The sequence below is a fragment of the Faecalibacterium sp. I2-3-92 genome, assembly GCF_023347315.1.
GTDB classification, from domain to species: Bacteria; Bacillota; Clostridia; order Oscillospirales; family Ruminococcaceae; genus Faecalibacterium; species Faecalibacterium duncaniae.
The window spans coordinates 464,428-486,630 of record NZ_CP094470.1; the positions used below are offsets into that span (position 1 = coordinate 464,428).

The 22,203-nt window shown below is 56.0% G+C and carries 25 protein-coding genes and 1 other annotated feature; of the genes, 12 read left to right on the forward strand and 13 right to left on the reverse strand.

Features of this window, described 5'->3' with window-relative positions:
- The first annotated feature begins 56 nt into the window (after window positions 1–56).
- The 3 genes from MTP42_RS02140 to MTP42_RS02150 all read left to right on the forward strand — a co-directional run bounded on the left by MTP42_RS02140 (window position 57) and on the right by MTP42_RS02150 (window position 1,809).
- Window positions 57–317 carry a hypothetical protein gene (locus tag MTP42_RS02140; RefSeq protein ID WP_013274265.1) on the forward strand — a complete coding sequence of 87 codons (261 nt, stop codon included), beginning with the start codon at window positions 57–59 and terminating at the stop codon, window positions 315–317.
- Window positions 314–1,045: an ImmA/IrrE family metallo-endopeptidase gene (locus MTP42_RS02145; RefSeq protein ID WP_117964036.1), complete on the forward strand. Its 732-nt coding sequence runs from the start codon at window positions 314–316 to the stop codon at window positions 1,043–1,045. Before MTP42_RS02140 ends, MTP42_RS02145 begins: the two co-directional genes overlap by 4 nt.
- 473 nt (window positions 1,046–1,518) lie before the next feature.
- Window positions 1,519–1,809, forward strand: a complete 291-nt coding sequence (locus MTP42_RS02150; RefSeq protein WP_002576367.1) for a helix-turn-helix domain-containing protein — start codon at window positions 1,519–1,521, stop codon at window positions 1,807–1,809.
- Here the strand turns inward: MTP42_RS02150 and MTP42_RS14715 are convergent.
- Complete coding sequence (locus MTP42_RS14715) at window positions 1,787–2,263, reverse strand: ATP-binding protein (RefSeq protein ID WP_249257857.1); 477 nt, start codon at window positions 2,261–2,263, stop codon at window positions 1,787–1,789. The two genes, MTP42_RS02150 and MTP42_RS14715, sit on opposite strands and share 23 nt — an antisense overlap.
- A gap of 139 nt (window positions 2,264–2,402) precedes the next feature.
- Between MTP42_RS14715 and MTP42_RS02160 the strand changes: the two genes are divergently transcribed.
- The 6 genes from MTP42_RS02160 to MTP42_RS02185 all read left to right on the forward strand — a co-directional run bounded on the left by MTP42_RS02160 (window position 2,403) and on the right by MTP42_RS02185 (window position 8,016).
- Window positions 2,403–3,554: an AAA family ATPase gene (locus MTP42_RS02160; protein ID WP_022272668.1), complete on the forward strand. Its 1,152-nt coding sequence runs from the start codon at window positions 2,403–2,405 to the stop codon at window positions 3,552–3,554.
- 12 nt (window positions 3,555–3,566) lie between these two features.
- The gene (locus MTP42_RS02165) at window positions 3,567–4,085 is read left to right on the forward strand and encodes a hypothetical protein (protein WP_002576365.1); all 519 of its coding nucleotides are present in this window, start codon (window positions 3,567–3,569) and stop codon (window positions 4,083–4,085) included.
- A 648-nt stretch (window positions 4,086–4,733) separates the two neighbouring features.
- Window positions 4,734–5,156 (forward strand): type II toxin-antitoxin system PemK/MazF family toxin, encoded by a 423-nt coding sequence (locus MTP42_RS02170; protein WP_002576364.1) that lies wholly within the window; start codon window positions 4,734–4,736, stop codon window positions 5,154–5,156.
- Window positions 5,149–5,379, forward strand: coding sequence for a hypothetical protein (locus MTP42_RS02175; RefSeq protein ID WP_002576363.1), 231 nt, complete (start codon window positions 5,149–5,151; stop codon window positions 5,377–5,379). The genes MTP42_RS02170 and MTP42_RS02175 overlap by 8 nt, the downstream gene beginning before the upstream one ends.
- 71 nt (window positions 5,380–5,450) lie before the next feature.
- A complete protein-coding gene (locus tag MTP42_RS02180; RefSeq protein ID WP_249257858.1) occupies window positions 5,451–6,659 on the forward strand; it encodes a tyrosine-type recombinase/integrase in 1,209 nt (402 codons plus the stop codon).
- Between the two features lie 145 nt (window positions 6,660–6,804).
- Window positions 6,805–8,016, forward strand: coding sequence for a tyrosine-type recombinase/integrase (locus tag MTP42_RS02185; protein ID WP_055222189.1), 1,212 nt, complete (start codon window positions 6,805–6,807; stop codon window positions 8,014–8,016).
- Window positions 8,017–8,501: 485 nt separating this feature from the next.
- On the opposite strand, the gene MTP42_RS02190 is transcribed toward MTP42_RS02185, so the two are convergent.
- The 6 genes from MTP42_RS02190 to asnS form a co-directional block, all read right to left on the reverse strand.
- Entirely contained in the window at window positions 8,502–8,987 is a 486-nt protein-coding gene (locus tag MTP42_RS02190) for an RNA polymerase sigma factor (RefSeq protein ID WP_249257859.1), read from the reverse strand.
- 4 nt (window positions 8,988–8,991) lie between these two features.
- Window positions 8,992–9,678 carry a zf-HC2 domain-containing protein gene (locus tag MTP42_RS02195; protein WP_249257860.1) on the reverse strand — a complete coding sequence of 229 codons (687 nt, stop codon included), beginning with the start codon at window positions 9,676–9,678 and terminating at the stop codon, window positions 8,992–8,994.
- A gap of 89 nt (window positions 9,679–9,767) precedes the next feature.
- Window positions 9,768–11,072 (reverse strand): murein hydrolase activator EnvC family protein, encoded by a 1,305-nt coding sequence (locus MTP42_RS02200; protein WP_249257861.1) that lies wholly within the window; start codon window positions 11,070–11,072, stop codon window positions 9,768–9,770.
- 165 nt (window positions 11,073–11,237) lie between these two features.
- The gene (locus MTP42_RS02205) at window positions 11,238–11,444 is read right to left on the reverse strand and encodes a phosphatase (protein WP_156058963.1); all 207 of its coding nucleotides are present in this window, start codon (window positions 11,442–11,444) and stop codon (window positions 11,238–11,240) included.
- Window positions 11,445–11,571: 127 nt separating this feature from the next.
- Window positions 11,572–12,627 carry an A/G-specific adenine glycosylase gene (locus tag MTP42_RS02210; RefSeq protein WP_249257862.1) on the reverse strand — a complete coding sequence of 352 codons (1,056 nt, stop codon included), beginning with the start codon at window positions 12,625–12,627 and terminating at the stop codon, window positions 11,572–11,574.
- A 168-nt stretch (window positions 12,628–12,795) separates the two neighbouring features.
- Window positions 12,796–14,184, reverse strand: coding sequence for an asparagine--tRNA ligase (asnS, locus tag MTP42_RS02215; protein ID WP_097772833.1), 1,389 nt, complete (start codon window positions 14,182–14,184; stop codon window positions 12,796–12,798).
- A gap of 47 nt (window positions 14,185–14,231) precedes the next feature.
- Window positions 14,232–14,488, reverse strand: a binding site (T-box leader).
- Between the two features lie 163 nt (window positions 14,489–14,651).
- Between asnS and MTP42_RS02220 the strand changes: the two genes are divergently transcribed.
- Window positions 14,652–16,136 carry a hypothetical protein gene (locus tag MTP42_RS02220; protein ID WP_227611386.1) on the forward strand — a complete coding sequence of 495 codons (1,485 nt, stop codon included), beginning with the start codon at window positions 14,652–14,654 and terminating at the stop codon, window positions 16,134–16,136.
- 118 nt (window positions 16,137–16,254) lie between these two features.
- On the opposite strand, the gene spoIIP is transcribed toward MTP42_RS02220, so the two are convergent.
- Together spoIIP and gpr are read right to left on the reverse strand one after the other, a co-directional pair.
- Window positions 16,255–17,364, reverse strand: coding sequence for a stage II sporulation protein P (gene spoIIP / locus MTP42_RS02225; RefSeq protein ID WP_242700873.1), 1,110 nt, complete (start codon window positions 17,362–17,364; stop codon window positions 16,255–16,257).
- A gap of 153 nt (window positions 17,365–17,517) precedes the next feature.
- Window positions 17,518–18,303: a GPR endopeptidase gene (gene gpr / locus MTP42_RS02230; RefSeq protein WP_035393352.1), complete on the reverse strand. Its 786-nt coding sequence runs from the start codon at window positions 18,301–18,303 to the stop codon at window positions 17,518–17,520.
- 176 nt (window positions 18,304–18,479) lie between these two features.
- On the opposite strand from gpr, the gene rpsT reads away from it, so the two are divergent.
- A complete protein-coding gene (gene rpsT, locus MTP42_RS02235) occupies window positions 18,480–18,740 on the forward strand; it encodes a 30S ribosomal protein S20 (protein ID WP_005929709.1) in 261 nt (86 codons plus the stop codon).
- A gap of 1 nt (window position 18,741) precedes the next feature.
- Here rpsT and MTP42_RS02240 read toward each other — a convergent pair whose 3' ends face one another.
- The 4 genes from MTP42_RS02240 to MTP42_RS02255 form a co-directional block, all read right to left on the reverse strand.
- On the reverse strand, window positions 18,742–19,023 hold the full coding sequence (locus MTP42_RS02240) for a peptidoglycan synthetase (RefSeq protein WP_179860347.1): 282 nt from the start codon (window positions 19,021–19,023) through the stop codon (window positions 18,742–18,744).
- A 106-nt stretch (window positions 19,024–19,129) separates the two neighbouring features.
- Window positions 19,130–19,486: a SpoVA/SpoVAEb family sporulation membrane protein gene (locus MTP42_RS02245; protein ID WP_249257863.1), complete on the reverse strand. Its 357-nt coding sequence runs from the start codon at window positions 19,484–19,486 to the stop codon at window positions 19,130–19,132.
- Window positions 19,483–20,511, reverse strand: a complete 1,029-nt coding sequence (locus MTP42_RS02250) for a stage V sporulation protein AD (protein ID WP_098923427.1) — start codon at window positions 20,509–20,511, stop codon at window positions 19,483–19,485. Before MTP42_RS02250 ends, MTP42_RS02245 begins: the two co-directional genes overlap by 4 nt.
- Before the next feature lie 135 nt (window positions 20,512–20,646).
- A complete protein-coding gene (locus tag MTP42_RS02255) occupies window positions 20,647–21,087 on the reverse strand; it encodes a SpoVA/SpoVAEb family sporulation membrane protein (RefSeq protein ID WP_050762766.1) in 441 nt (146 codons plus the stop codon).
- 75 nt (window positions 21,088–21,162) lie between these two features.
- Between MTP42_RS02255 and MTP42_RS02260 the strand changes: the two genes are divergently transcribed.
- Complete coding sequence (locus MTP42_RS02260; RefSeq protein ID WP_098923426.1) at window positions 21,163–22,083, forward strand: M15 family metallopeptidase; 921 nt, start codon at window positions 21,163–21,165, stop codon at window positions 22,081–22,083.
- Window positions 22,084–22,203 lie beyond the last annotated feature (120 nt).

Sequence of the window (22,203 nt, forward strand, 5' to 3'; positions counted from 1 at the left end):
TTCTTTGCTAAAAGAAGTCAACACATTCGCCGGTTTACAGAGGAGGAGCGTAGAATATGTCGGAACAGAAATGTAGAAAAGTATATGTACCTGTGAATTTGGATGTGGATGCGGAGGGAAATATCCGTCCGCGTCTGATTCGGTGGATTGACGGACGGGTGTATGAGATCGACCGATTGAAACATAAGTGCCGGGCTGCTTCCACGAAGGTAGGTGGCTGCGGAATCCGCTATACGGTCATGATCGGTGGGCATGAGAGTTTCCTGTACAACGAAGATGAAAAATGGTTCGTTGAAGCAAAGGAGCCGTGCCTATGATCCTTTCGCAGAAAAACATAGAAGAAATCGCTGTTGCAGTGATAAGAGATTTTCAAAAGTCCTTTTTCGGCAGCGAAGCAGATGATCCGGCAAGATTCGCACTTCCGACACCCATTGACCAGTTTGCATCCGATTATCTGAACCTGAAGGTGTCATTTCAAAAGTTGTCCTCGGACGGAAGCATCTATGGTCTGACCGCGTATGTGGATACAGAATATCAGATTGAAGTCGATGGAAGTCAGAGGAGCATCTTCCTGAAAACCAATGATGTGGTTCTGGACAAGAGCTTCATTGAACCGGAGAATATACGGAAACTCTGCGGAAAACGCAGGTTTACGCTGGCACATGAGTGCGCTCACCAGATATTGTTTCAGCTGGATGCCGATGACCGAAAGATAGCCTGCCATAAGAGACCGGAAGTGAGGAAAAAAGGTTCCCGCGTTCTGAGAACGCAGGAAGATTGGAACGAGTGGCAGGCCAATTCGCTTGGAGCTGCCATCCTGATGCCCCAGTCAGAAGTGGATCGGGCGATGTGGTTCATCAACAGCAGAAAGCCTCTGACATGTTATGGATGGCGTTTTTATAACAAAGACCAGGTGAAGATAGATACTTTCTGTGGTGTCTTTGGCGTTTCGAGATCGGCAGCTGCTATCCGCTTGGAACAACTGGGCTATCTGAACCGGAAAAAGGATTATGAATATCGTGATCCATTGGAGGTGTGGCCATGAGCAGGAATATCAGAGTATCGGAACCATCTGCGGAAATGCAGATTAAAATCATCCGGGCAAAGGATGCGATTGCTTCGCAAAAGCCCAGGATTGTCAGGTGCCCTTATTGCCGACACAATTCAATCATCGTCTTTGAGGATACCAGAGGACATGTGCAGACCAAATGTAAGGCCTGCGGACGCGAGACCGTCTTCAATGTTTTGGAGATGAGAAGATTACGGAGTATGCAGCTCTACTATTCGTCTTTGAATGGTTGAGATGACAATAAATAACCCTATTAACACAATTTTATAAGTCATAGCTGTGCTGTGGAGCCGCTGACAGGCGAAGTCTTCCGAATGCCGCATGAGACAGAATTATGGGATACCCATGTTCTGTTTTATCGGCACAGGATTTTTCTTCACCGTCATGCGGCTCTTTTTTTGACCTTCCGTCGATCCGGTTCTGTACCGGCTGTGCGGAAGGAGAAACGTATGTATTTTGACGCAAAAGAGTTTGGTAAGAGACTTCACGATGTTCGCACTTCCCGTGGCATTACGCAGGAGGAACTGGCGGTTCGCCTGGGCCTGGCAAGCAAGCAGCATGTCAGCCGCATGGAGAACGGTGAACGCAGCTGCTCTATTGACTTGCTGATCGAATTGTCCTGCATCCTCCATGTCAGCACGGATTATCTTCTGATGGGCAGCGAGCCAAGCAAAGAGGAAGTCAAAAATGATCTTCTTAGTATTATTTCGGAGCTGTCTACGATTGCGAAGAAAATCTAAAAAGCATTAGGCGCAATATAACTGCTGACGGCGTAGAATCATGGTGGCTATCTTGGTGGATACCTTGATGGGTGTCATCCTCTAAGTTATCATGGGTTGCGTCATAGGACTTATCATTGGCTGTACCCATGATAGAGTGAGCATGAGTGATTTGAGCACCCTCACTGCCGTGGGCAATAAGGTGGATACAAAGATTCAAAACTGTGTGTGGGATGTCCGGCGATTTATCTTGCTCACTAACTTGGTCATTGACTAAGTTTTTCTGACTAAGTTGGTAATTTACATTTTTCAAGATGACTCTGAAATCTGTTGCCGTTGAGAAAATTTTCGGATTATATGCCGCTATATATCCAGGCGGCTTTTCGGTTTCCCTGACGATTTTGCGTAGGCCGCTTCCATGACGCTCCATGTATTTCATGCGGTGGAACGGGTCAGCAATCACAGGGCTTGCCATATTGAACGGATACTTTTTAGTGTCAAAAACAAATCAGAAAATAAAAACGGAAAATACGTTGATATTTTCTGATTTGCGGCGTATAATAAGATTATAAGAAAATAAAAACAAAAAAACTGTTTTTAGAGGAGGACTACCTATGAAAATACTCCGTATCACCGCACAAGGACTCCCATTATTCAAAAAAGACTTGGATATTTGCTTTTATACGCAGCAACGTGTTTGCGAAGAGGACAAAGATAGTCTTTACCGTTTGACGGATAACTACTATCTCCACTCTGCCTGTGCTTTCATTGGAATTAACGCATCTGGCAAGACCTCGGTATTAAAGGTCATTAGCTTGGCCTTAAATATTGTGAAAAATGAGCCCATCAATCATGTGGAGGCAAAAAGCATTCTTGGCGGAGCGAAGAATGTTACAATCCGCACATATTTTTATGATAAGCGTAGCTACGTCTGCTGCTTGGAAACTGTAATTGCGGCAAAGAAGTCGAAAACAGGGGAATATGTGTATTCGATTCTGTCTGAAAGCCTTTGGGAAAAACCGATTGCAACCGTTAAGTCGAAAAAGTATCTGACAGATTTTACAGGAATGAAGCCTGTAGAGCAGCGCAATAGCGATGAAGCATACCTTTCTGATGATGTCAGCTTTGTCATTGCACATAATAAAAAAGCGAATGATACAGTGGAAATATTCAGCCTGCTTTCCTATACGAATGTGAATGTGCTTCCATTTACCGAAGATATTCCATTGGAGGTAATTGCATTTCTCGATCCGACCATTGAGAAATTGTGTTTTGAGCAGACAGAGGGAAAAACATTTATCCACTTGAAGTTTAAGGATGAAGAAGAGATTATCCTGAATAATCCGGCAGACCTTGAGCAGTATCTGTCCTCTGGTACGATTAAGGGTATTATTACATTCTCGATGGTAAAGGAAGTTCTTCATTCAGGTGGTTATCTTCTGGTAGATGAAATAGAGAATCATTTCAACAAGGAAATTGTAACGACCTTAATGCGCTTCTTTATGGACAGCCGACTGAACAAAAATGGCGGAACGCTTATTTTCACTACGCATTATCCGGAACTGCTGGACGAATATGACCGAAATGACGGAATTTGTATCGTTAGAAACCGTAATGGCATTACAGCAGAAAATTTGAGCTATATATTGAAACGTAATGATATTAAAAAGAGTGATGCTTACCAGAGCGGCTTCCTTGAGGGAACAACGCCAGCATATGAAGCGTATATGCGCTTGAAGAAAAGCCTGGCTGCTTCAATCAATTAAGGAGGCGGCAGAATGGAATTAGCAAAATACAAGGCGTGTATATGTGAAGGCTCTGCCGAAGAAGCTATTATCGACATACTGGTTGATAATGATCTTCTGATTTTCAACAGAGAAGAAATGTTGGAAGAACGTGTTATCCGTTGCAGAAGTGCTAAACGATTCGAGGAGCGATACTTACGGAAAGGATTCGATGAGCAGATTTCGGTGATACGGATTTTGGATTCTCGTAGAGAGGAATTTCGATTGAGTAAAGCATATGAGCAGAAAATTGACGTGGTAAATGTCATTACTGCTCCAGAAATTGAAATGCTGATTATTCATGCGGAAGGAGCATATGATCAGTTTAAGCGTTCTGGAAAAAAACCAAGCGAATTTTGTAAAATAAATCTTCGGATGCATGATGTGAAGTCGTATGATTTTGTGAAGCAGTATTTCAGTAATCCTCAGCTCTTGGTGAAAGCCATAAAAGAGTATCGCAGAACAGCAAATATCCCCAAAGGAGAATACAGCTTGTCTGATTTGCTGAGATGAGCGTTGCTTTTTTGATACATTGGCCGTGACTCAAATGGTCACCAGGAGATAAACGGGTACCAGTTTATAGAAAACAGAATGGAATCGTCTTTGATGCCTCGTTGGGAAACCAACGGGGTATTTTTTTGCCTCAATCCGGCTGTATAGAACACTGAAAAAGTCAAAACGAACCGTATGTAGTCCTGCAAGGACAACCAAAGTGCGCCTACGAGGCCAACGCGAAACCGGAGGATTCTTGTTAAACTTACTTTGTAAGGACGAAAGTCCGGATGTCCCTTGAAAACTGAATACTCATTCTTCAGGTACATTCCTGTTTGGTCGAGCCTTCGACTGCACGCCATGAAGCCCATCGGGGCGATAGCGGTTTCGCAGAAGCAAATGCCGGATTGCAACCGGCGGCGGTGTTAAAGCCAGACAGGGACAATGATACTTCCGTAATTCGCGGTCCGGCCATAAGGAAGGCGGGATGGTTAAATTCCAATGGAGCAGTGAAGCACACTGCCGCCTGTGAGAAATCCTACATCTCTGGGGTGATAAGAAAAAGTACAGAGAAACCATATTTTCAGAAAGCGCTGCCGGGTGCTGTATCAGCATGATACCTGGCAGGCTTTATCCATATCAGTGTATGGAGATTGGAGACAACAGCATATGAAAGAAAACTGGGTTTATCGGCGAGGTGATTTATATCTCGCCAATCTCGGTGTTCCGGTCGGATCAAAGCAGGGCGGTGTTCGTCCTGTTGTGGTTCTTCAGAATGATGTCGGCAATTATTATGCGCCGACGATCACGATTGCTCCGCTGACATCGAAAATTGAGAAGAAGCGAAAACAGCCAACGCATTTCTTTCTCCGTAAAGCAAAGGGACTGGCAAAACCGTCTATGGTATTGGCAGAACAGCTCGACACCTGCGACAAGATATGCGTGATTCGCTATCTTGGGCGGGTAAGTAAGGGGCAGATGCGTGGGATTGATGAAGCTGTAAGGATTCAACTTGGATATTACATTCCGGAACAAGCAGAGAAAAAAAGACAGGGCAAATGCCGAAAGGATGGCGAAGAAGGCGATGGATAAACTGATTACAAGGAAAGAAGCAGCCAGTATACTGGGAATCAGCGTAAAAACACTGGATGCTGCAAGAACAGACGGTTTGATCTCCTATGTTCAGTATGTGGAAAACGGCTGCGTTTATTTCACGGAAGTGGGGATTCAGGAGTACATTGCAAAATGTACGCACCGTGCAAAACCGATGGAACGTGCTGCGACATATCGCAAACCTCGAAGCTTTCGGCGGTGAAAATCGACATCGTTGAGTATGGACGATGAATCCGCAATAATGAAAGCATCAACAGGATTGGAGGTAATGATATGGCGGCAAGAAGAATGATGCTTCCCGATTATGGTACGGTGAGTATGAAGGGAACGCAATATTATCGAACCCGTGTAACAGATCAGCAGGGACGGCGGGTTTCCTTATATGCAAGAACGAGAGAGGAACTGTACCAGAAGGAACAGGAAGCGATCCAGCAGATTGAGAACAAGACGTATCGCCGCAGTACACCTACAGTGGAGGAGTATTGCGAGAAATGGCTGCTGATGCAGTCGGCACAGATCAGGATGACAACGCTGATTGACTATACATCGAAAGTGAAGAACTACATCATCAAGCCATTGGGCGATATGCATATCGGAGATGTAACAGCAGATGACATTCGCCTGGCACTGTTGGCGGCATCGAAAAAGTCGGCATCCGTGTACAAATCAGTGAACGTTCTATATAAGTGTATTTTCACGGCAGCAATGGAGAGTAAGATCATTGATGAGAATCCGACCATCTATCTGAAGAAGAATGTGGGCGGGATTCCCCAGAAGGATCGCCTCCCGCTTACGGATGAGCAGGTGGATAAGCTGCTGGATGCCATTTACGGCTTACCGCCGTATGTGTTCGTGATGCTGGGGCTGTACGCAGGATTGCGGAGAGAAGAAATCCTCGGACTGCAATGGGATTCGGTGTATCTTGATTGCGAGGCTCCGTACCTTACCGTTCGGAGAGCCTGGCATACGGAGCATAATCGTCCGGTGATTCTGACAGAGCTGAAAACAAAGGCAGCGCATCGGAATGTCCCTCTGCCGGACAATCTTCTGGAATGTCTGAAAGAGGCGAAGAAGACATCGACATCGGATTTTGTGGTTGCAAACCGGGATGGAGACCCGTTGTCCTATACGCAGTTCAAGAGATTATGGCAGTATATCGTAACCCGTACCACCAAGGAACGCTGCTATTACCGCTATGAAGATGGCAAGAGGGTGAAGCATACGGTGAAGCCGGTTCTGGGGCAAAAGGCAGCACACAATGGAAATGTGGTTTACAGTCTGGACTTTGAGGTGACTCCGCATCAGCTGCGGCACACCTACATTACGAATCTGATTCATGCTTCGGTTGATCCGAAGACGGTTCAGTATCTTGCCGGTCATGAAAGCAGCAAGATCACCATGGATATTTACGCCAAGGTGAAATATAATCGCCCAGAGCAGCTCGCAGGAGTGCTGGAAGATGCTTTTGCATCGTGGGATTAAGAGTAAATCAGAAAGAAATTAGGGCAGGGATGGTCAAAAATCCCTGCCTTTTTACATACATTCGACATCCTTGAAGGAAGTGCTGTACGCCATGATAATAAAAGTGACAACACGCAATGTATGAAGATAGATAGGAGGAGAACACATGGCTAAAGGGAAAAAGCGTCCTGCTGAACTTCCGGAATACGGAACAGTGATGATGAAAGGGGTACAGTATTACCGCACCCGGATTACAGATGCAGACGGAAAGAGAGTGGCGATTTACGGGCTGACACGCGAAGAATTGTATGACCGGGTGGAAGATGCCCAGAAGAAAATCGCGGAAGTGGTTTTCCATAGAGAGAATCCGACCGTGGAAGAGTACTGTGAAAAATGGTTGCTGATGCGGTCTGGAACGGTAAGAACTAATACGTTGGAAGGATACGCACGGATGGTGAATCGGTACATCGTGGGTCCGATTGGACAGATGTATATGGACGAGGTGACCACAGATGACCTGCGGCTGCTGATGGTTCCGTTATCAAAAGGTTCTTCCGGAATGTATGGTCAGCTCAATATGCTGATTAAGAACATTTTTAATTCAGCAGAAGAGAGCAAGGTGATTAAAGAGAATCCATCCAAAACGATTTGCGCAAGAGGCGGAAAGCCAGCGAAACGGCGCGAGGCTTTGACGGATGAACAGACTGCCATTTTGCTGGATAGCATTCGTGAGCTTCCACCGTATGTCTTCGTGATGATCGGTTTGTACGCGGGATTGCGTAGAGAAGAGATCCTTGGATTAAAATGGGACTGCGTATTCCTGGATGAAAAAACGCCGTACATTTCGGTAAGGCGTGCATGGCATGTGGAAGGCGGTGAGCCGGTAGTCAACACGCTATTGAAGACACCGGCAGCAAAACGAGATGTTCCGATTCCAAAATGCCTGGTAGCCTGTCTCAAGGAAGAAAGGGAAAAATCAGAATCGGAATATGTGATCTCGAATTCGAAGGGAACTGTTTTGACGGAAACTCAGTTTGTGAGAGTCTGGAAGTACATAACAGTCCGTTCTACTGCAGAACGCTGTTATTACACTTATGTAAATGGACAGTCCATCAAGCATAGAATAAAGCCAAGGCTTGGTGAGCATCAGCCGAATAATCCCAAACTGGTGTATACGATGGACTTCAAGGTGACTCCGCACATGCTGCGGCACACCTACATCACCAATCTGATTTACAAAGGTGTTGATCCTAAGACGGTGCAGTATCTGGCAGGCCATGAGAACAGCAAAACGACTATGGACATCTATGCGAAAGTCAAGTATAATAAACCTGAGGAATTAAGCAGCGTTGTGAATGCTGCATTCGGGCTGCGTTAAACTGCACCAAAAATTTCGCGATTTCGTGGGTTTACCTATGGGTTTACTGAGAGAGGAAAGCCCGAAAAACCGCATGAATACTGGTCTTTTTGGATCAAGGTCAGGTGAGTACGGTCTGAAGGCTGCACGTCGTGCACCCCAGTTCTCCAAGCGCTGATTTATTTCAGATGTATCTTTACGGCTCTGCTTCGGCAGAGCCGTTTTTTGTTGCCTGCTTTCCCGGAGAACTGGGGAGCACGACTGCGCATCTCCGGCGGTTGCCCCGCAAGGGGCGAGCCGGTGGCGCTAAAGATCTTTGCTCAAGCATCGCGTGCAGGGCGTAGCCCTGCCAGCGATGCACCTCAGTTCTCCAAGCGCTGATTTATCTCAAGCTGTACTTTTGCAGCCCTGCTTTGGCAGGGCTGTTTTTGTTTGTTGCGCTCGTGCGCACAAAAAGAACACCCCCGCGCCTTTGGGCCGGGGGTGTTCTGCTGTGATAGGAAATGTCAGGTGGAAGAGGAAAGCATCTTTTGCAGCTGGGTCTTGGCCCGGTAGTAGGTCACCCGGGCCCATGCGGCATTGTGGCCGAAGATCAGCCCGATGCGCTCAAAGGGCAGCTCGCCGAATACCCGGAGGCTGAACACCTCTTTGTAAGGCTCGTCCAGCGTGTGCAGGCACTGATGTACAGTGAATGCCGCATCCTGATCGACCAGCAGTTGGGCAATGTCCGGAGTGTCGGCGGGGGCGGTTTCGGCATCTTCCAGCGGGGCAGTGCGCTTTGTCCGGCGGCAGTGGGAATAATAGGCGTTGCGGGCCACCGTGAACAGCCACGCCCGTACATCCTGCCGGTCGTCGTAGTCCTTCAGGCCGTCCAGTGCCTTGAAGAAAGTCTCCTGCGTCAGCTCCTCGGCCAGTGTCTCGTTGTGGGTCAGGCCCTGCAGGAACAGAAACACATCCCGGAAGTAGAGCCGGTAAATGCTGTCGATGTCCATAGGCTCAGCCCTTCTTATAGTCGGTGCCATATTCCTGGTCGGTGCCGTAGGCGTAGTCGAAGGTACCGTCCGGGTTTTCCTGTACGATGTAGCGGTCTACCAGCTGTCCATCGCGGTAGTACAGGGTCTGGTCTGCGCAGTCCACGGTCAGCAGCTGGGTGCGAGACACCATGACCCATACAGTGGATCGATCAGAATCCACCAGGGCTGTCAGTACCCGATGCACGCCCGGAAAGCGGTAGCGCATGGCCCGCACAGTGATCTGCGGCTTGCCCCAGCTGAAGGTGCCCTCCATATTCAGCCAGACCCCCTCGCCCTGTGCTTCCAGAATGCAGATGTCTGCGCCATTCTCTTTGCGGTTGTAGGTCCAGAACTGAGCCTGCTCTGTGGTGGCCGGGACGCGGGCAGTGCCCATCCAGAATATCAGTGCCAGGGCGCACAGGGCTGCCAGCACAGAGCCGATCGCTGCGCGGATGCTCCTTCTTTGCAGGGCGGCCCTGATCCTGCGCAGGGGCGCATCCGGCTGCGCTTCCGGCCGCACCGGCACCGGCTGCTCCATCTGCTCCAGCTCGGCGCGGCAGGCTTCACATTCGGCCAGATGCTCTTCCACCAGCGCGTTGCTGGCCTCACTGGTGATGTGCTCCGCATACAGCGGCAGTAGGTCACGGATGATATCACAATTCGTTTTCATCGTCTTTTGCCCTCCTTTTTCATGGCCTTTCACCCCAATAACGCAGAAAAGGAGAAAGCGTTACAGGTTTCTGCAAATTTTTTGCAGGCTCAGCCCTTCTCCTGCCAGAATAACCCGCCGCTGGTCTGGAACAGGGGCCAGGGGTTCACGCTCTTGCTGCCGAGCTTGAAGTCCATGGTCAGCTCCTCGCCCAGCACGCCGACAGCCTGCCCCCGCTCCACGGTTTGGCCGCGGGTCACGGAGAGCTCCTGCAGGCTGTACAGATAACTGCGCACGCCGCAGCCATGATCGATGACCACGGTGCTGCCGGTGAGGGCCAGATCGCCCGCAAAGACCACCACGCCGCCTGCCGGGGCACGGCAGGGCTCACCGGGGATGGTGTAGAGCCGGGTGGAGTTGGATCGGCTGCCCTGCTGGCCGCCGGTCACCTTGACCTGGCCGAAATCCACCAGCGTCATGTAGTTTTCAGCCGGGCAGAGGAAGGCACCGGCCCAGAGCTTTTCCCGCGCGGGCTGCTCGTACAGGGGCCAGATGTTGTTCCGGAACTCGGCGTTGGCGGCCTCGGTGGATGCAGGTTCCGGCTCCACCTCCACGGTGCCGAAATCCTTGGGCAGAACGGTCAGCGTCCGGGCAAAGGTCTCGCCGTTGACGGTAACGTTGACCGTGTGCCCGCCCGCCGAAGCGTTGTAGGCGGCGGGGATGTAGGCGCGCCAGCCGCTGCCCAGCCGGACGCACTGAACGCTGCCCAGGTCGGTCTCCACGGCGGGAGCGGTCTCGCCGGTCAGGCCGGTGATGGAAAGCGCCGCCACACCGCCCTGCTCCAGCCGCTCGGTGGAAAGGGCGACCTCCGCGCTGGCCTGCAGGGTGAACCGGAAGGAGTAGCTGTACCAGCCCGTGGGTTTGGCAGGGTGCTCCACGCCCAGGTTCTTGCGGATGGCACCGGTGGAGCCGCCCTCAAACTGGGTGGCAAGATAGTCCTGCGGCAGCCGCCAGACCGTCAGCTTTGCCTTGTAATCCCCGTTGGCAGGGAAGAGAAAGTCCTCGTACTGAGAGGCCGACCCCGCAAACACGATGCTGCCGATGTCGGTCTCGATGGTCAGGGTGGTGTAGCTGGCCCAATCGGGCAGGGCGAGGGCTGGGTGTGCGTCATACAGCACGCCCAGTTTCTGCACGGTGAGCGTTTCGGGGCTGGTGAACACCTTATCGAACACGCCGCCCAGCAGCGGCACCTGCCAGCAGGAGCCGTTCACTTCCAGCGCCTGCCCGCCGAACTGCGTGTCTGCCGCCGGGCGGGAACCCTCGCCGGTAAAGGAATAGCTCACGGTCATCACCGCGCCCAGCAGCACGGCAACGCCCAGAATGACACCAACGACCCACAACAAAAATCGTTTCATGGATATGTACTCCTGTTACAAAGCCGCATCTCTGCACCTGGTTCCCCTGCCAGGGGAGCTGGCCGCGCCGGAGCGCGGACTGAGAGGTTGATTAATCAATGCGGCGTATAAAAAAGCGCACCACAGCTTGCAGGGACAAGCCGGGTGCGTTTTTCGGTGTTTGGTTTATTCTGCGGCATCCTCGGCAGAAGTGTCTTCTGCGGGCTGCTCTGCGGCAGGCTCAACGGTCTCAGCCTTATCCTCGCCAAACAGCAGACGCTCGTACTCGTCCAGCTCCTTCTCACGGCGGTGCAGATAGACAGCCACGGCGGCCAGCGCACCGGCCACAGCGGCCAGCGTGGCGATAACAGCGATCAGACAGGATTTCTTCATAGGACACACTCCTTTTCTGGTGGGGAACGGTGGTTCATGGAACCGGAGTTCATTTTGATAAGGCTATTATACCCGGAAAAGCAAAAAATTACAATCCGAATTGCAGAAATTTCATCAATCCGGGCAATCACAGCAATTTGGTCAGCAGCAGCTTTTTGTAGACCTTGAAGGCACCGGGCAGGGTGTACGCGGCCTCCAGCTGCTCCTTTCCGGCCCAGACGCAGCCTGCGGGGGCGGGCTGCTCCGGCACAGTGAGGAAATAGCCGCTCTGGTGCCATTCGATGTGGGTGAAAATGTGCTTGGCCGCAGGCAGGGGCGTGAAATGTGCCCCTGTGCAGTCCAGCCCCAAGGCAGCAAGGCGGGCGGCGGTCTCTGCGGCGGTGAGGGTGGTATCCTCCCACAGCACCGGCTGCCACAGCCCGGCCAGCAGGCCCTTGGCGGGCCGCTGCTGGAGCAGCACCCGGCCCTCGTTCAGCACCAGCGCCACCGTGACCGGTGTGATGCGCCGGGCCTTGGGGGGCGTTTTCTGGGGCAGGGAGAGGGCGGTGCCTGCGGCCCGGGCCCGGCAGAGCGTGCCCAGCGGGCACTGCTCACACAGAGGTGCGCCGTTGGGCAGGCAGACCAGCGCGCCCAGTTCCATCAGGGCCTGATTGTAGTCTCCGGCTTTTGCGGGCGGCTGGTGCTCCATGACCCGTGCCGTGAACTCCCGCTTCACCTGCGGGTCGGTGACCAGCCGGGGGTCGTTGTAGAGCCGGGCAAACACCCGCAGAACGTTGCCGTCCACGGCGGGCACCGGGAGACCGAAGCTGATGGAGGCAATGGCCCCCGCCGTGTACTCCCCGATGCCGGGCAGGGCCAGCAGGGCGTTGTAATCAGCAGGCAGCTGCCCGCCGTACTGAGCGCAGACGATCTTCGCTGCCTTCTGCAGGTTGCGTACCCGGCTGTAATAACCCAGCCCCTCCCACAGCTTGTGCAGCTTTTCCTCCTCACATCCGGCCAGCGCGGGGATATCCGGCAGGGCGGCAAGGAAGCGCTCGTAGTAGGGCAGCGCCGCCGAGACCCGGGTCTGCTGCAGCATGATCTCGCTCAGCCAGACATGGTAGGGCGTGGGGTCCTCCCGGAAGGGGAGGATGCGGCGGTTGGTGTAGAACCAGTCCAACAGGGCAGGAGCGATATTTTCCACTTGTATTTATCTCCTTGTTGAAAACAACCCTCTCCGTCATTGCTCCGCAATGCCACCTCTCCCGAGGGGAGAGGCTATGCTGCCTTTATCCAAGAGCCGCAATAGGCTCCCCCTTCGGGGGAGCTGGCAAAGCCGACAGGCTTTGACTGAGAGGGTTGAATTTAATCCTTAGAAACCGTAAGCGGTGCGGGGGAAGGGCAGCACGTCACGGATGTTCTGGATGCCCGTGAGGTACATGATCATCCGCTCGAAGCCCAGGCCGTAACCGGCGTGCTCCACGCCGCCGAACTTGCGCAGGTTCAGGTACCACTCGTAGTTGGTCTTGTCCATGCCCAGCTCGTCCATGCGGGCAACCAGCTTGTCGTAGTTCTCCTCGCGCTGGCTGCCGCCGATCAGCTCGCCGATGCCGGGCACCAGCATATCAGCTGCGGCCACGGTCTTGCCGTCCGCGTTCATCTTCATGTAGAAGCTCTTGATCTCCTTGGGGTAATCGGTGACAAAGACGGGCTTCTTGAACACGACCTCGGTCAGGTAGCGCTCGTGCTCGGTCTGGATATCCACGCCCCACTCCACGGGGAACTGGAACTTCTTGTTGTTCTTCTTCAGGATCTCAATGGCCTCAGTGTAGGTGATGCGGCCGAACTCGCTGTTTGCCACCAGCTCCAGGCGCTCGATCAGGCCCTTGTCGATGAACTGGTTGAAGAAGGCCATCTCATCGGGGCAGTTGTCCAGCACGTAGCGGATGACGAACTTGGTCATGGCCTCGGCGGTGTCCATGTAGCCCTTCAGGTCGCAGAAGGCCATCTCGGGCTCGATCATCCAGAACTCGGCGGCGTGGCGGGTGGTAAAGCTCTTCTCCGCACGGAAGGTGGGGCCGAAGGTGTACACCTTGCCAAAGGCCATGGCCATGGCCTCGGCCTCCAGCTGGCCGGAAACGGTCAGGTTGACGGGCTTCTCAAAGAAGTCCTGGCTGTAATCCACGGTGCCGTCCTCGTTCTTGGGCACGTTCTGCAGGTCCAGCGTGGTGACCTGGAACATCTCACCGGCACCCTCGCAGTCGGAAGCGGTCAGCAGGGGAGAGTGGGAGTAGATGAAGCCATTCTCCTGGAAGAACTTGTGGATGGCATAGGCAGCCACGCTGCGCACGCGGAATGCGGCGTTGAAGGTGTTGGTGCGGGGGCGCAGGGTGGGCATGGTGCGCAGATACTCCATGCTCATTTTCTTTTTCTGCAGGGGGTACTCGTCTGCGGGGCAGTCGCCCAGGATCTCCACGCTGTCGGCGTTCAGCTCAAAGGGCTGCTTTGCCTGCGGGGTCAGGACGATGCGGCCCACGATGCGCAGGCTGCTGTACAGGCCGGTGTGGATGACCTCCTCGTAGTTTGCCAGCTTGCCTGCCTCCAGCACGACCTGCAGGGTCTTGAAGCAGCCGCCGTCCGACAGGGCAATGAAGCCGATATTCTTGGAATCACGGATGTTCTTGGCCCAGCCGCACACGGTGACCACCGTGCCGTCGGCGGGAGTGTTCTTGTACAGCGAGACGATCTCAGTACGTTCCATCTTTCTTTCCTCCGATATAAAAATAAAAAGACAGCTTTGCCCTGAATTTTCAGGGCGAACAAGCTGTCTTGTAATGTCCGCGGTGCCACCTGAATTACCGGAAGTGTCCGGTCGCTCGCGCGCTCCAATAAGCGCTGCCCTGGTAACGCTGGGCTTTGCGGCGCACCTACTGGCGGCGGAATGCCGTGTTCAGTTTGCAGCTCCCGGGTGTTCGTTCGCGCACTGGCCCGCACGCGGCTCTCAGCTGCTGCCGCGCTCTCTGGAGCGTCCGGAATGCGTTACTTTTCCCGATCCTTGCTTTTCAGTAATTCTAAAAATAGCACAGCAGCACCGGTTTGTCAATCGGCTTTTTGTGGAAAAACGGTTGAATTCTGCCGGAAAGGATGATATTATTTATTCTGTTATAGTATGTGCATTGCACAAAACGGAACAAACATGAAGATTGGCTTTGTCCTGAGGAGTAGAGCATGAACGAAAATCAAACCACTTACCCCACCGGCGCACAGGATGAGGAAGAAATCGACCTCGTCGCGCTCATGGTGACCCTTCTGCACAAGCTCAAGCCCATCCTGCTGACCGCGGTTGTCTGTGCTGTGATCGCTGGCGGCCTTGCCGGGGTAAAGATCCTGCGCGGCGGCGCTGTTTCGGCAGAAGATCAGGTTGCTTATGAAGAGGCTCTGGCTGAGTATCAGCAGAAAGAGAAGGATTATGAGTTTGCTGTGCAGCAGTACGAGCTGACGGCGAAGAGCAACGAGGATGCGCAGTCTAGTGTGCAGGAAGCACTGAAACAGGCACAGGACTATGCAGAAAAGTCGCTGCTAAAAAATCTGGACGTTTATAATGTCTGGACGGCGCAGGCTGACCTTTATATTGACAGCGGCTACAAAATCCAGCCGGGTTCTGCGTATCAGAATGTTGACCCGACCGGTGCGTTGCTGGCTGCATATCAGAAACAGCTGGTCAGCGGTGACTCCATGAATGCTGCCGCTGATGCCGTAGGGGTAGATGTGCGCTACCTGAAGGGCGTGGTCACGGTAGAACTTTCCCAGAACGACAGTGGCGAGTATAACGGCGTGATGACCTTGCAGGCGTATGCTGCAGATCAGCAGACCGCAGAGAAAATTCTGAACGCGCTGCTGGGTCGTCTGGATCTGATCCATGATAAAGCGGCAGCTGCTGTGTGCAGCCACAGTGTACGCGTGATTGATCAGAGTGTGACACAGGGGGTCTCCACGGAACTGCGTGCGTTGCAGCAGACGAGCAGTGAAGATGTTCAGAATCTGCAGAGCCAGCTGGTGGAACTGCAGAGTGCCCGTCAGGCGCTGGATGACAATCTGGCTTCTGCTAAGAGTACTTGGGAGAGTGCGGAGGAGCCCGCACTGGGCGGCGGCGCTGCCTCCTCGGTGGCAAAGTACCTGCTTATTGGCTTCCTGCTGGGCGGTGTGCTTGCCTGCGGCGTGGTCGTGGTCAAGTTCCTGCTGGACGGCATGGTCTACTCGGCCAGCGAGCTGAACCGCTCCACCGGCCTGCCCGTGCTGGGCGCGCTGGCCAGCGACCGCACTAAGAAAGCTGGAAAGCTGGATGCAAAGCTCTATCAGATGGAAGGCCGCCCCGATGGCAGCGCGGACGCTGAGATGCTCTGCCTGATGGCTCAGACCATCCGCAGCCGCGCCCCAGAGGCGAAGAATATTCTGGTTACCGGCGATCTGCCTGCGGACCAGCTGGAAGCACTGGCCGCTGCCCTGCAGGCCACGGAGCCCCTGCGCGGCCAGAGCGTGACCGCCGCCGAGAGCATCCTCAAGGCCGCTGCCACTGTGCCCCATGTGGTGGCTGCCGATGCCATTGTGCTGGCTGCCGACTGCACGGTCACCCGCACCGATGCCGTGCGGGAGCAGAACGAGAAGATCGTTCGGCTGGGCAAGCAGATCCTGGGCTGCATCGTATACGAATAAGCAGAAATAAAATAAACCTCTCAGTTTCGCATTCGCTCGCCAGCTCCCCTGATAGGGGAGCCCTTGGCAAAGAGGGCAGGTCGTACTTGCCAAAGAAGCAGATGCGGACTGGGAGGTTTTACTGTTTTAATGCTGAAATCAACCCTTGGGCGGCAAGCTGCCCGGCATAGAGGGCCTCGTTCAGGTTGTTGCCGTGCCCGCCGATCTCTATGAGCAGGCTGCCGGGGGTCAGATCCTGATTGTAGAACCGGTAGCTGAACAGGACCGGGCGGGTGAAGCCGGGGTACAGGCCCTCCATGGCGGTTTCCCAGGCAGCGGCAAAGCGGAGGTTGAGCCGGTAGTTGGGCAGGCTGACCGTGGTGCCGTTGTCGCACCCGCAGATGATCATCACCTGCGCTGCCTGCCGCCCGTTGACGGTGCACACCGGGGCCATGCGGGAGCCATTCTCAGTCTCGATGGCATCCCGGTGGACATCCAGCACGATCTTGATGCTGGGATACTGCGATAAGTATTGCTGTACCACCGCGCGGCTGTTGGCGTAGCTGCCGGTGTAGCTGGGGTAGTCGTTCAGGGTCTCATCGTGCAGGGTATTGAGCCCGGCGGCGTTGAGGGTGTCCGCCATCACCCGGCCCACAGCGCACATGTTGAGGTCCCGGTCGGTGGTGCGGGAACCGTCCCCCGGGCGGTACCACAGCCCTGCTGAGAGCCGGTAATCCTCAGTGGCATGGGTGTGCATGATGAGGATCTGCGGGTCGGGGCTGTTCCACTCCACCGCAAAGGGGAGCGGATTGGTGATCTCGGCGGTAATGTCGGCGCTGGAGACGCTGGTGTTGTTCTTGATGCTGCCGCTGCCACAGGGAATGTATTTTTCCCCGCTGCCCTGCGGATAGTTCTTTTCCAGGATGGCACCGGCTCCCTCCGGGCGGGCCTCGTCGCCTTCCAGCGGGACAAGGTAGGCTTCCATGTCACCGGCAGGCAGGGCGGGAGCCTCCTGTGCAGGCTCTGCCTGTGTTTCCTGCGCGGGTTCGCTTACGGCCTGTGCGGCATTCTCGGAGAGGTCTTTCCGGCTCAGGTAAAGGGCGGTCTGCACGGCTGGCAGCGGCCCGATGACCACCGCCGCCAGCGTGAGAAGCAGCTGGTGCGCAAACAGTGCCAGCCCCAGCGCAAGGCCTGCCGCCGCTGCAAAAGGCAGGGGATGCCCGCACCCTGCCATTTCCCGCCTGCGCATGGAACCTCACCCCCTTCTGCAAAATAGATATGAGAGAACCGCTCCATCAATGCGAACGGATTGCTGCCTCTCCCAGTAGGAGCAGCAGGCCGGCAGCAGCATAAACCTGGCCCCTATCAGGGGAGCAGGCGAGCGAAGGCGAGACCGAGAGGGTTACCCCACCAGCCAGCACAACTGCGCCACACTCAGCTTTGGCTGCAGGGCCCGGTTGATGGCAGCCCCCAGCAGGGCCGCGCCGTGGGCGATGACTCCGTCCAGATCCCGGGGCGTGACGACCAGATCCCGGCCCTCCTCGGCCTGCATCAGGGTGGGGATGCCCGCCGCAAGGACAGGCACACCCAGCCGGGCGGCATCCAGATGCCGGGAGTGGTCGGGCTGGGCCGGGTGGAGCCCAGTGTCTGAAAACTGGAGCGTTCGGCCCAGCCGCTCCGGCTCAGCAGAGCAAAGGCTGTCCACACAAAGCAGGGCGGCGGGGCGCAGCTCCCGCACCAGTGCCCCGGCCAGCTGCTGTAAGCTCAGGCCCGTTGCCGCTGATACCCCCGGAGCCACAGCCGCCACCGGCCGGATGCCCTGCACCGGTACGGTGCGCGGCCCCATGGTCACGAACACCTTCTGCACCGTGCGGGGGCCCAGAGCATCCGCCGTGACCCGGCGGTTGCCCACCCCCAACACCAGCACCGGGCCTTCGGGCGGCAGCAGGGGCCGCAGCTCTGCGGCGGCGGCTTCGATCACGGCGCTGTCCCGCTCGTCCAGCAGGCTCACGCTGGGGACCTCCAGCGTCACATACCGGCCCCGCGGCCGCGCCAGCCCCTCCCGCGCGATCTCTACCCGGGTGATCGTCACGCCGCCCTGACGGGCCGTTGCCACGCGCACCCCGGCGGGCAGGGCGGTTTTGCCCGGCTGGCCGAACAGTTCATCGGCAAGGTCAGTTTCCCGCATTTTGCATCCCCCATCCGGCTGAATTTCCGTATTTGGGCGCTTTTCCCGCCCAAACGGTACCAGAAGTATGGGAAAATGAAAAAATTCTAAACAAAAATTCAAAAAAGGCTTGCGCTGGTACGGCAAATATGGTATCATAAGGTGCGCTGTTATAGGTAGCCAAGGAGGTGGAACGAATGCCTAACATCAAATCTCAGAAGGACCGCGTCGTGCAGGCTGCTGCAGAGCAGGCTCACAACAAGGCCATTAAGACCAACCTGAAAACAGTCGTCAAGAAGGCAGACGCTGCCATCGATGCTAAAGCCGCTGACAAGGACGCAACTGTCCTGGCTGCTGTTTCCGCGATCGACAAGGCTCGCGCTAAGGGTGTCATCAAGAAGAACACCGCTTCTCGCAAGATCAGCCGTATGGCCAAGCGTGCAAACAAGAACGCCTGATTTACGACAGATCAAGTGATCGACTGACGAACAAAACCTCTGTATCGGGAACCCGATACGGGGGTTTTTGTTTTTCCAGCAGCTGTTCCGGGGGCAGGGGCGCGGGCTGCTCTGCCAGCGCCCAGAACGCCCAGCCTGCAGGCACAGCAGCCGCCAGTACCAGCCCGGGCCAGAGCACGGCGGGGTATGTAAGGGCCTCGCTGCCGGGCAGGAACACCGCCGCCGCGCAGAGTACGAGGGCGGTCCAGCCCTCCCATAAGATCGTTGCAAGAGTCTCGCGCATGACTATCATCTCCTTTTCTGGAAAAGTGTACCATACAGAGGGCGCGAATCGGCGCAGAAAAGGACGATACACGAAAAAAGCGTATCGTCCCAGGAAGAGTTCTGCTTCAGTTCTGGTCGTGGCTGCGGCCCGCCAGCGAACAGACCACGCCGCAGACAAGGCTGGTGGTGATGCCTGCAGCCGCGGCGGTCAGCCCGCCGGTCAGGATGCCGATGGCTCCCTCCTCGGCAAGGGCGGTGCGCACGCCTTTGGCAAGCAGATGCCCGAAGCCCAGCAGGGGAACGGTGGCACCGCAGCCTGCAAACTCGGCCAGCGGCGCATACCACCCAAGGGCCGAAAGCACCACGCCCGCCACCACATAGCCTGTCAGGATGCGGGCGGGGGTCAGGGCGGTCAGGTCGAGAAAGAGCTGGCCCACCACGCAGATGGCCCCGCCTGTAACGAATGCCCAGAAATAGTTCATGTGTTCCCTCCGTTCTGTTCCTCCGGGGCAGCAAGCTCCACCAGGTGCGAGATGGCGGGGATGCTCTCCTTCTGTAAAAAGGTGGTCTGGCTCATCAGCGCGCCTGTTGCCAGAAAGAGAACCCGGCGCTGCCCCCGCCGCTCCAGCCGGGGCAGGAGATGCCCGCAGAGCACTGCTGCACAGCACCCCGGCCCAGAAGCGCCGCTGTGCACCGACTGGCCCTCGGCATCATAGAGGAGGGAACCGCAGTCCACATGGTTCTTGAGGAGCAGGCCCTCGGCGGCCAGCAGCTCCCGGAACAGCTGACTGCCCACATGGCCCAGGTCGCCGGTGCAGATGGCATCGAACTCCTGCGGCTGGGTGTTGGTATCAGTGAGGTAGCGCAGGAGCGTTGCCGCCGCAGCAGGAGCCATGGCGGCCCCCATGTTGTTGATGTCCCGGATGCCCAGATCCTGCACCCGGCCAAAGGTCACGGCCCGGATGCCAACCCCCTGCCCGGCGGGGCGGAGCAGGCAGGCCCCTGCCGCCGTGGCGGTCCATTGGGCGGTGGGGGTGCGCACGGCTCCGTAGGAAAGCGGGGTGCGGAACTGCCGCTCGGCGGTGCAGAAGTGGCTGGAGGTCATGGCCAGCAGGCCGTCTGCCATTCCGGCGCTGCACAGGCAGGCCCCAACACCCAGCGCCTCGGCCATGGTGCTGCAGGCCCCGAACAGCCCCGCAAAGGGCAGGCCCAGCGCCCGGGCCGCATAGCCCGAAGCCGTGCACTGGGCCTGCAGGTCTCCGGCCAGCAGGAGGCTTACGTCCTTTTCGGTGGCGTGGGCTTTTTTCAGGCAGAGCCGCGCCGTCTGTAATTGCAGCTGCGTTTCAGCGGCCTCCCAGCTGGCCTGCCCGAGGCGGTTGTCGCTGTGCAGTTCATCGAACTCTGCCGCCAGCGGGCTTTCGCCCTCCTTTTTGCCGCCGATGCAGGCGTGTGCGGCGATGACAGGCGGTTTTGGGAAGATCAGGGTGTCACCCCGGCGGGTCGCCATGAAAAAATCCCCCTTTCAGGGCTGTTTTTCTTTGGGATTTGTGCTATAATAGCGCTCGTGCGATATTCTGCTCCATCCGCTTTGCCGGAAAACTGCAATTTTTGCATCCCGGCAGGCGTATTGTAGACAGAGCGGTCAGCCGCCCAGCAGCCAGAGCACCCCGCCGTAGACCACAGCGGCCAGCGTGCCGTACACGATGACCGGCCCTGCAATGGTGAACATCTTGGCTCCGGTGCCGCAGACCCTGCCCTCGGGCTTGAACTCGATGGCGGCGCTGACCACGGCGTTGGCAAAGCCCGTGATGGGCACCAGCGAGCCTGCCCCGGCTTTGGCGGCAAGCTTCTGGTAGAGCCCCAGCGTGGTCAGCAGGGCCGACAGCACGATGAGGGTGCAGCTGGTCAGGGTACCGGCAAGCTGGGCTTCCAGCCCCATGCCAAGATACCACCCGCGCAGCACCTCGCCCAGCAGGCAGATGCCGCCGCCCACGCAGAAGGCCCACAGGCAGTCGGAGCCCAGAGGGGAGCGGGGGCCGACCTGTTTCACCCGCCGCGCGTATTCTTCCGCTGTCATCTTCATGGCTGTCACCTCGGGCTTAGGATGCCCCCGGAGAAACATAATATACAGAAAACGAACCGAGAAAGAAGGTCTCTTATGAATCAGCAGCAACCCATCCACCGCCGCCGCCTGACCCGGGCAGAGATCCGGCGGCGGCGACGCAACCGCGCCATCCGCCGCATCGCCGGGCTGACCCTTGTGGTCTGCGTGGCCGTGGGCGGTGTGTCCTTCCTGCTTTCCCGCCGCAAGGCCCCGGTGCCCACGGCAGATGCCGCCGGGAGCGCCGCCAATAGTGCGGCCAGCAGTCTGCCGTCGGCTGCGCCGAGCAGCAAGGCGGAGAGCAGTGCCGTGAGCGGAGCCGCCGCCGAGAGCGTGGAGAGCCGGGACAACCTGCTGGGCCTGACCGCCGCCGAGGCGAAGGCCATGCTGGCCGACCCGCTGATGATCCTTGTGAACCACACCAATAAGATGCCGGAAAACTACACCTTTGAGACCGCTGAGTGCGGCTCCAAGACCGCAGTGAACAAGACCCTGCAGACCGTGGCCTGCAATGCCTTTCTGGAGCTGCAGAAGGCTGCTGCTGCGGAGAACGTGACCGTCTGGATGCAGAGCGGCTACCGCAGCGTGTCCTACCAGACCAATCTCTACGAGAAAAAGACCAACTATTATAAGCAGCAGGGCTATGACGATGCAAAGGCGAAGGAAATGGCTGCTGCTATCGTCAACCCGCCGGGCTACTCTGAGCACAACTGCGGCCTGGCCGCAGACCTGAACAGCCCCGAGCACACCGGCCTGGACGAGGGCTTTGAGAACACGGCCGCCTTCCGCTGGCTCTGCCAGCACGCCGGGGAGTACGGGTTCATCCTGCGCTACCCCAAGGGGGCCGAGGAGAAGACCGAGATCACCTACGAGCCCTGGCACTGGCGCTATGTGGGCGTGGAAAATGCCGCAAAGATCAATGCCAGCGGCCTGTGCTTTGAGGACTATATCGCTGCCCTGCAGCAGATCGCGGGCTGAGCGGCAAAGCGCTGGTGAAGAAACCGTAAAATCTTCTGCCTGCCGTTTGCAATTCGGGCTTTGATATGGTAAGATAACAATGGTTCGCTGTCGGAAACTCTTCCGCGTGGGCGAACCGGT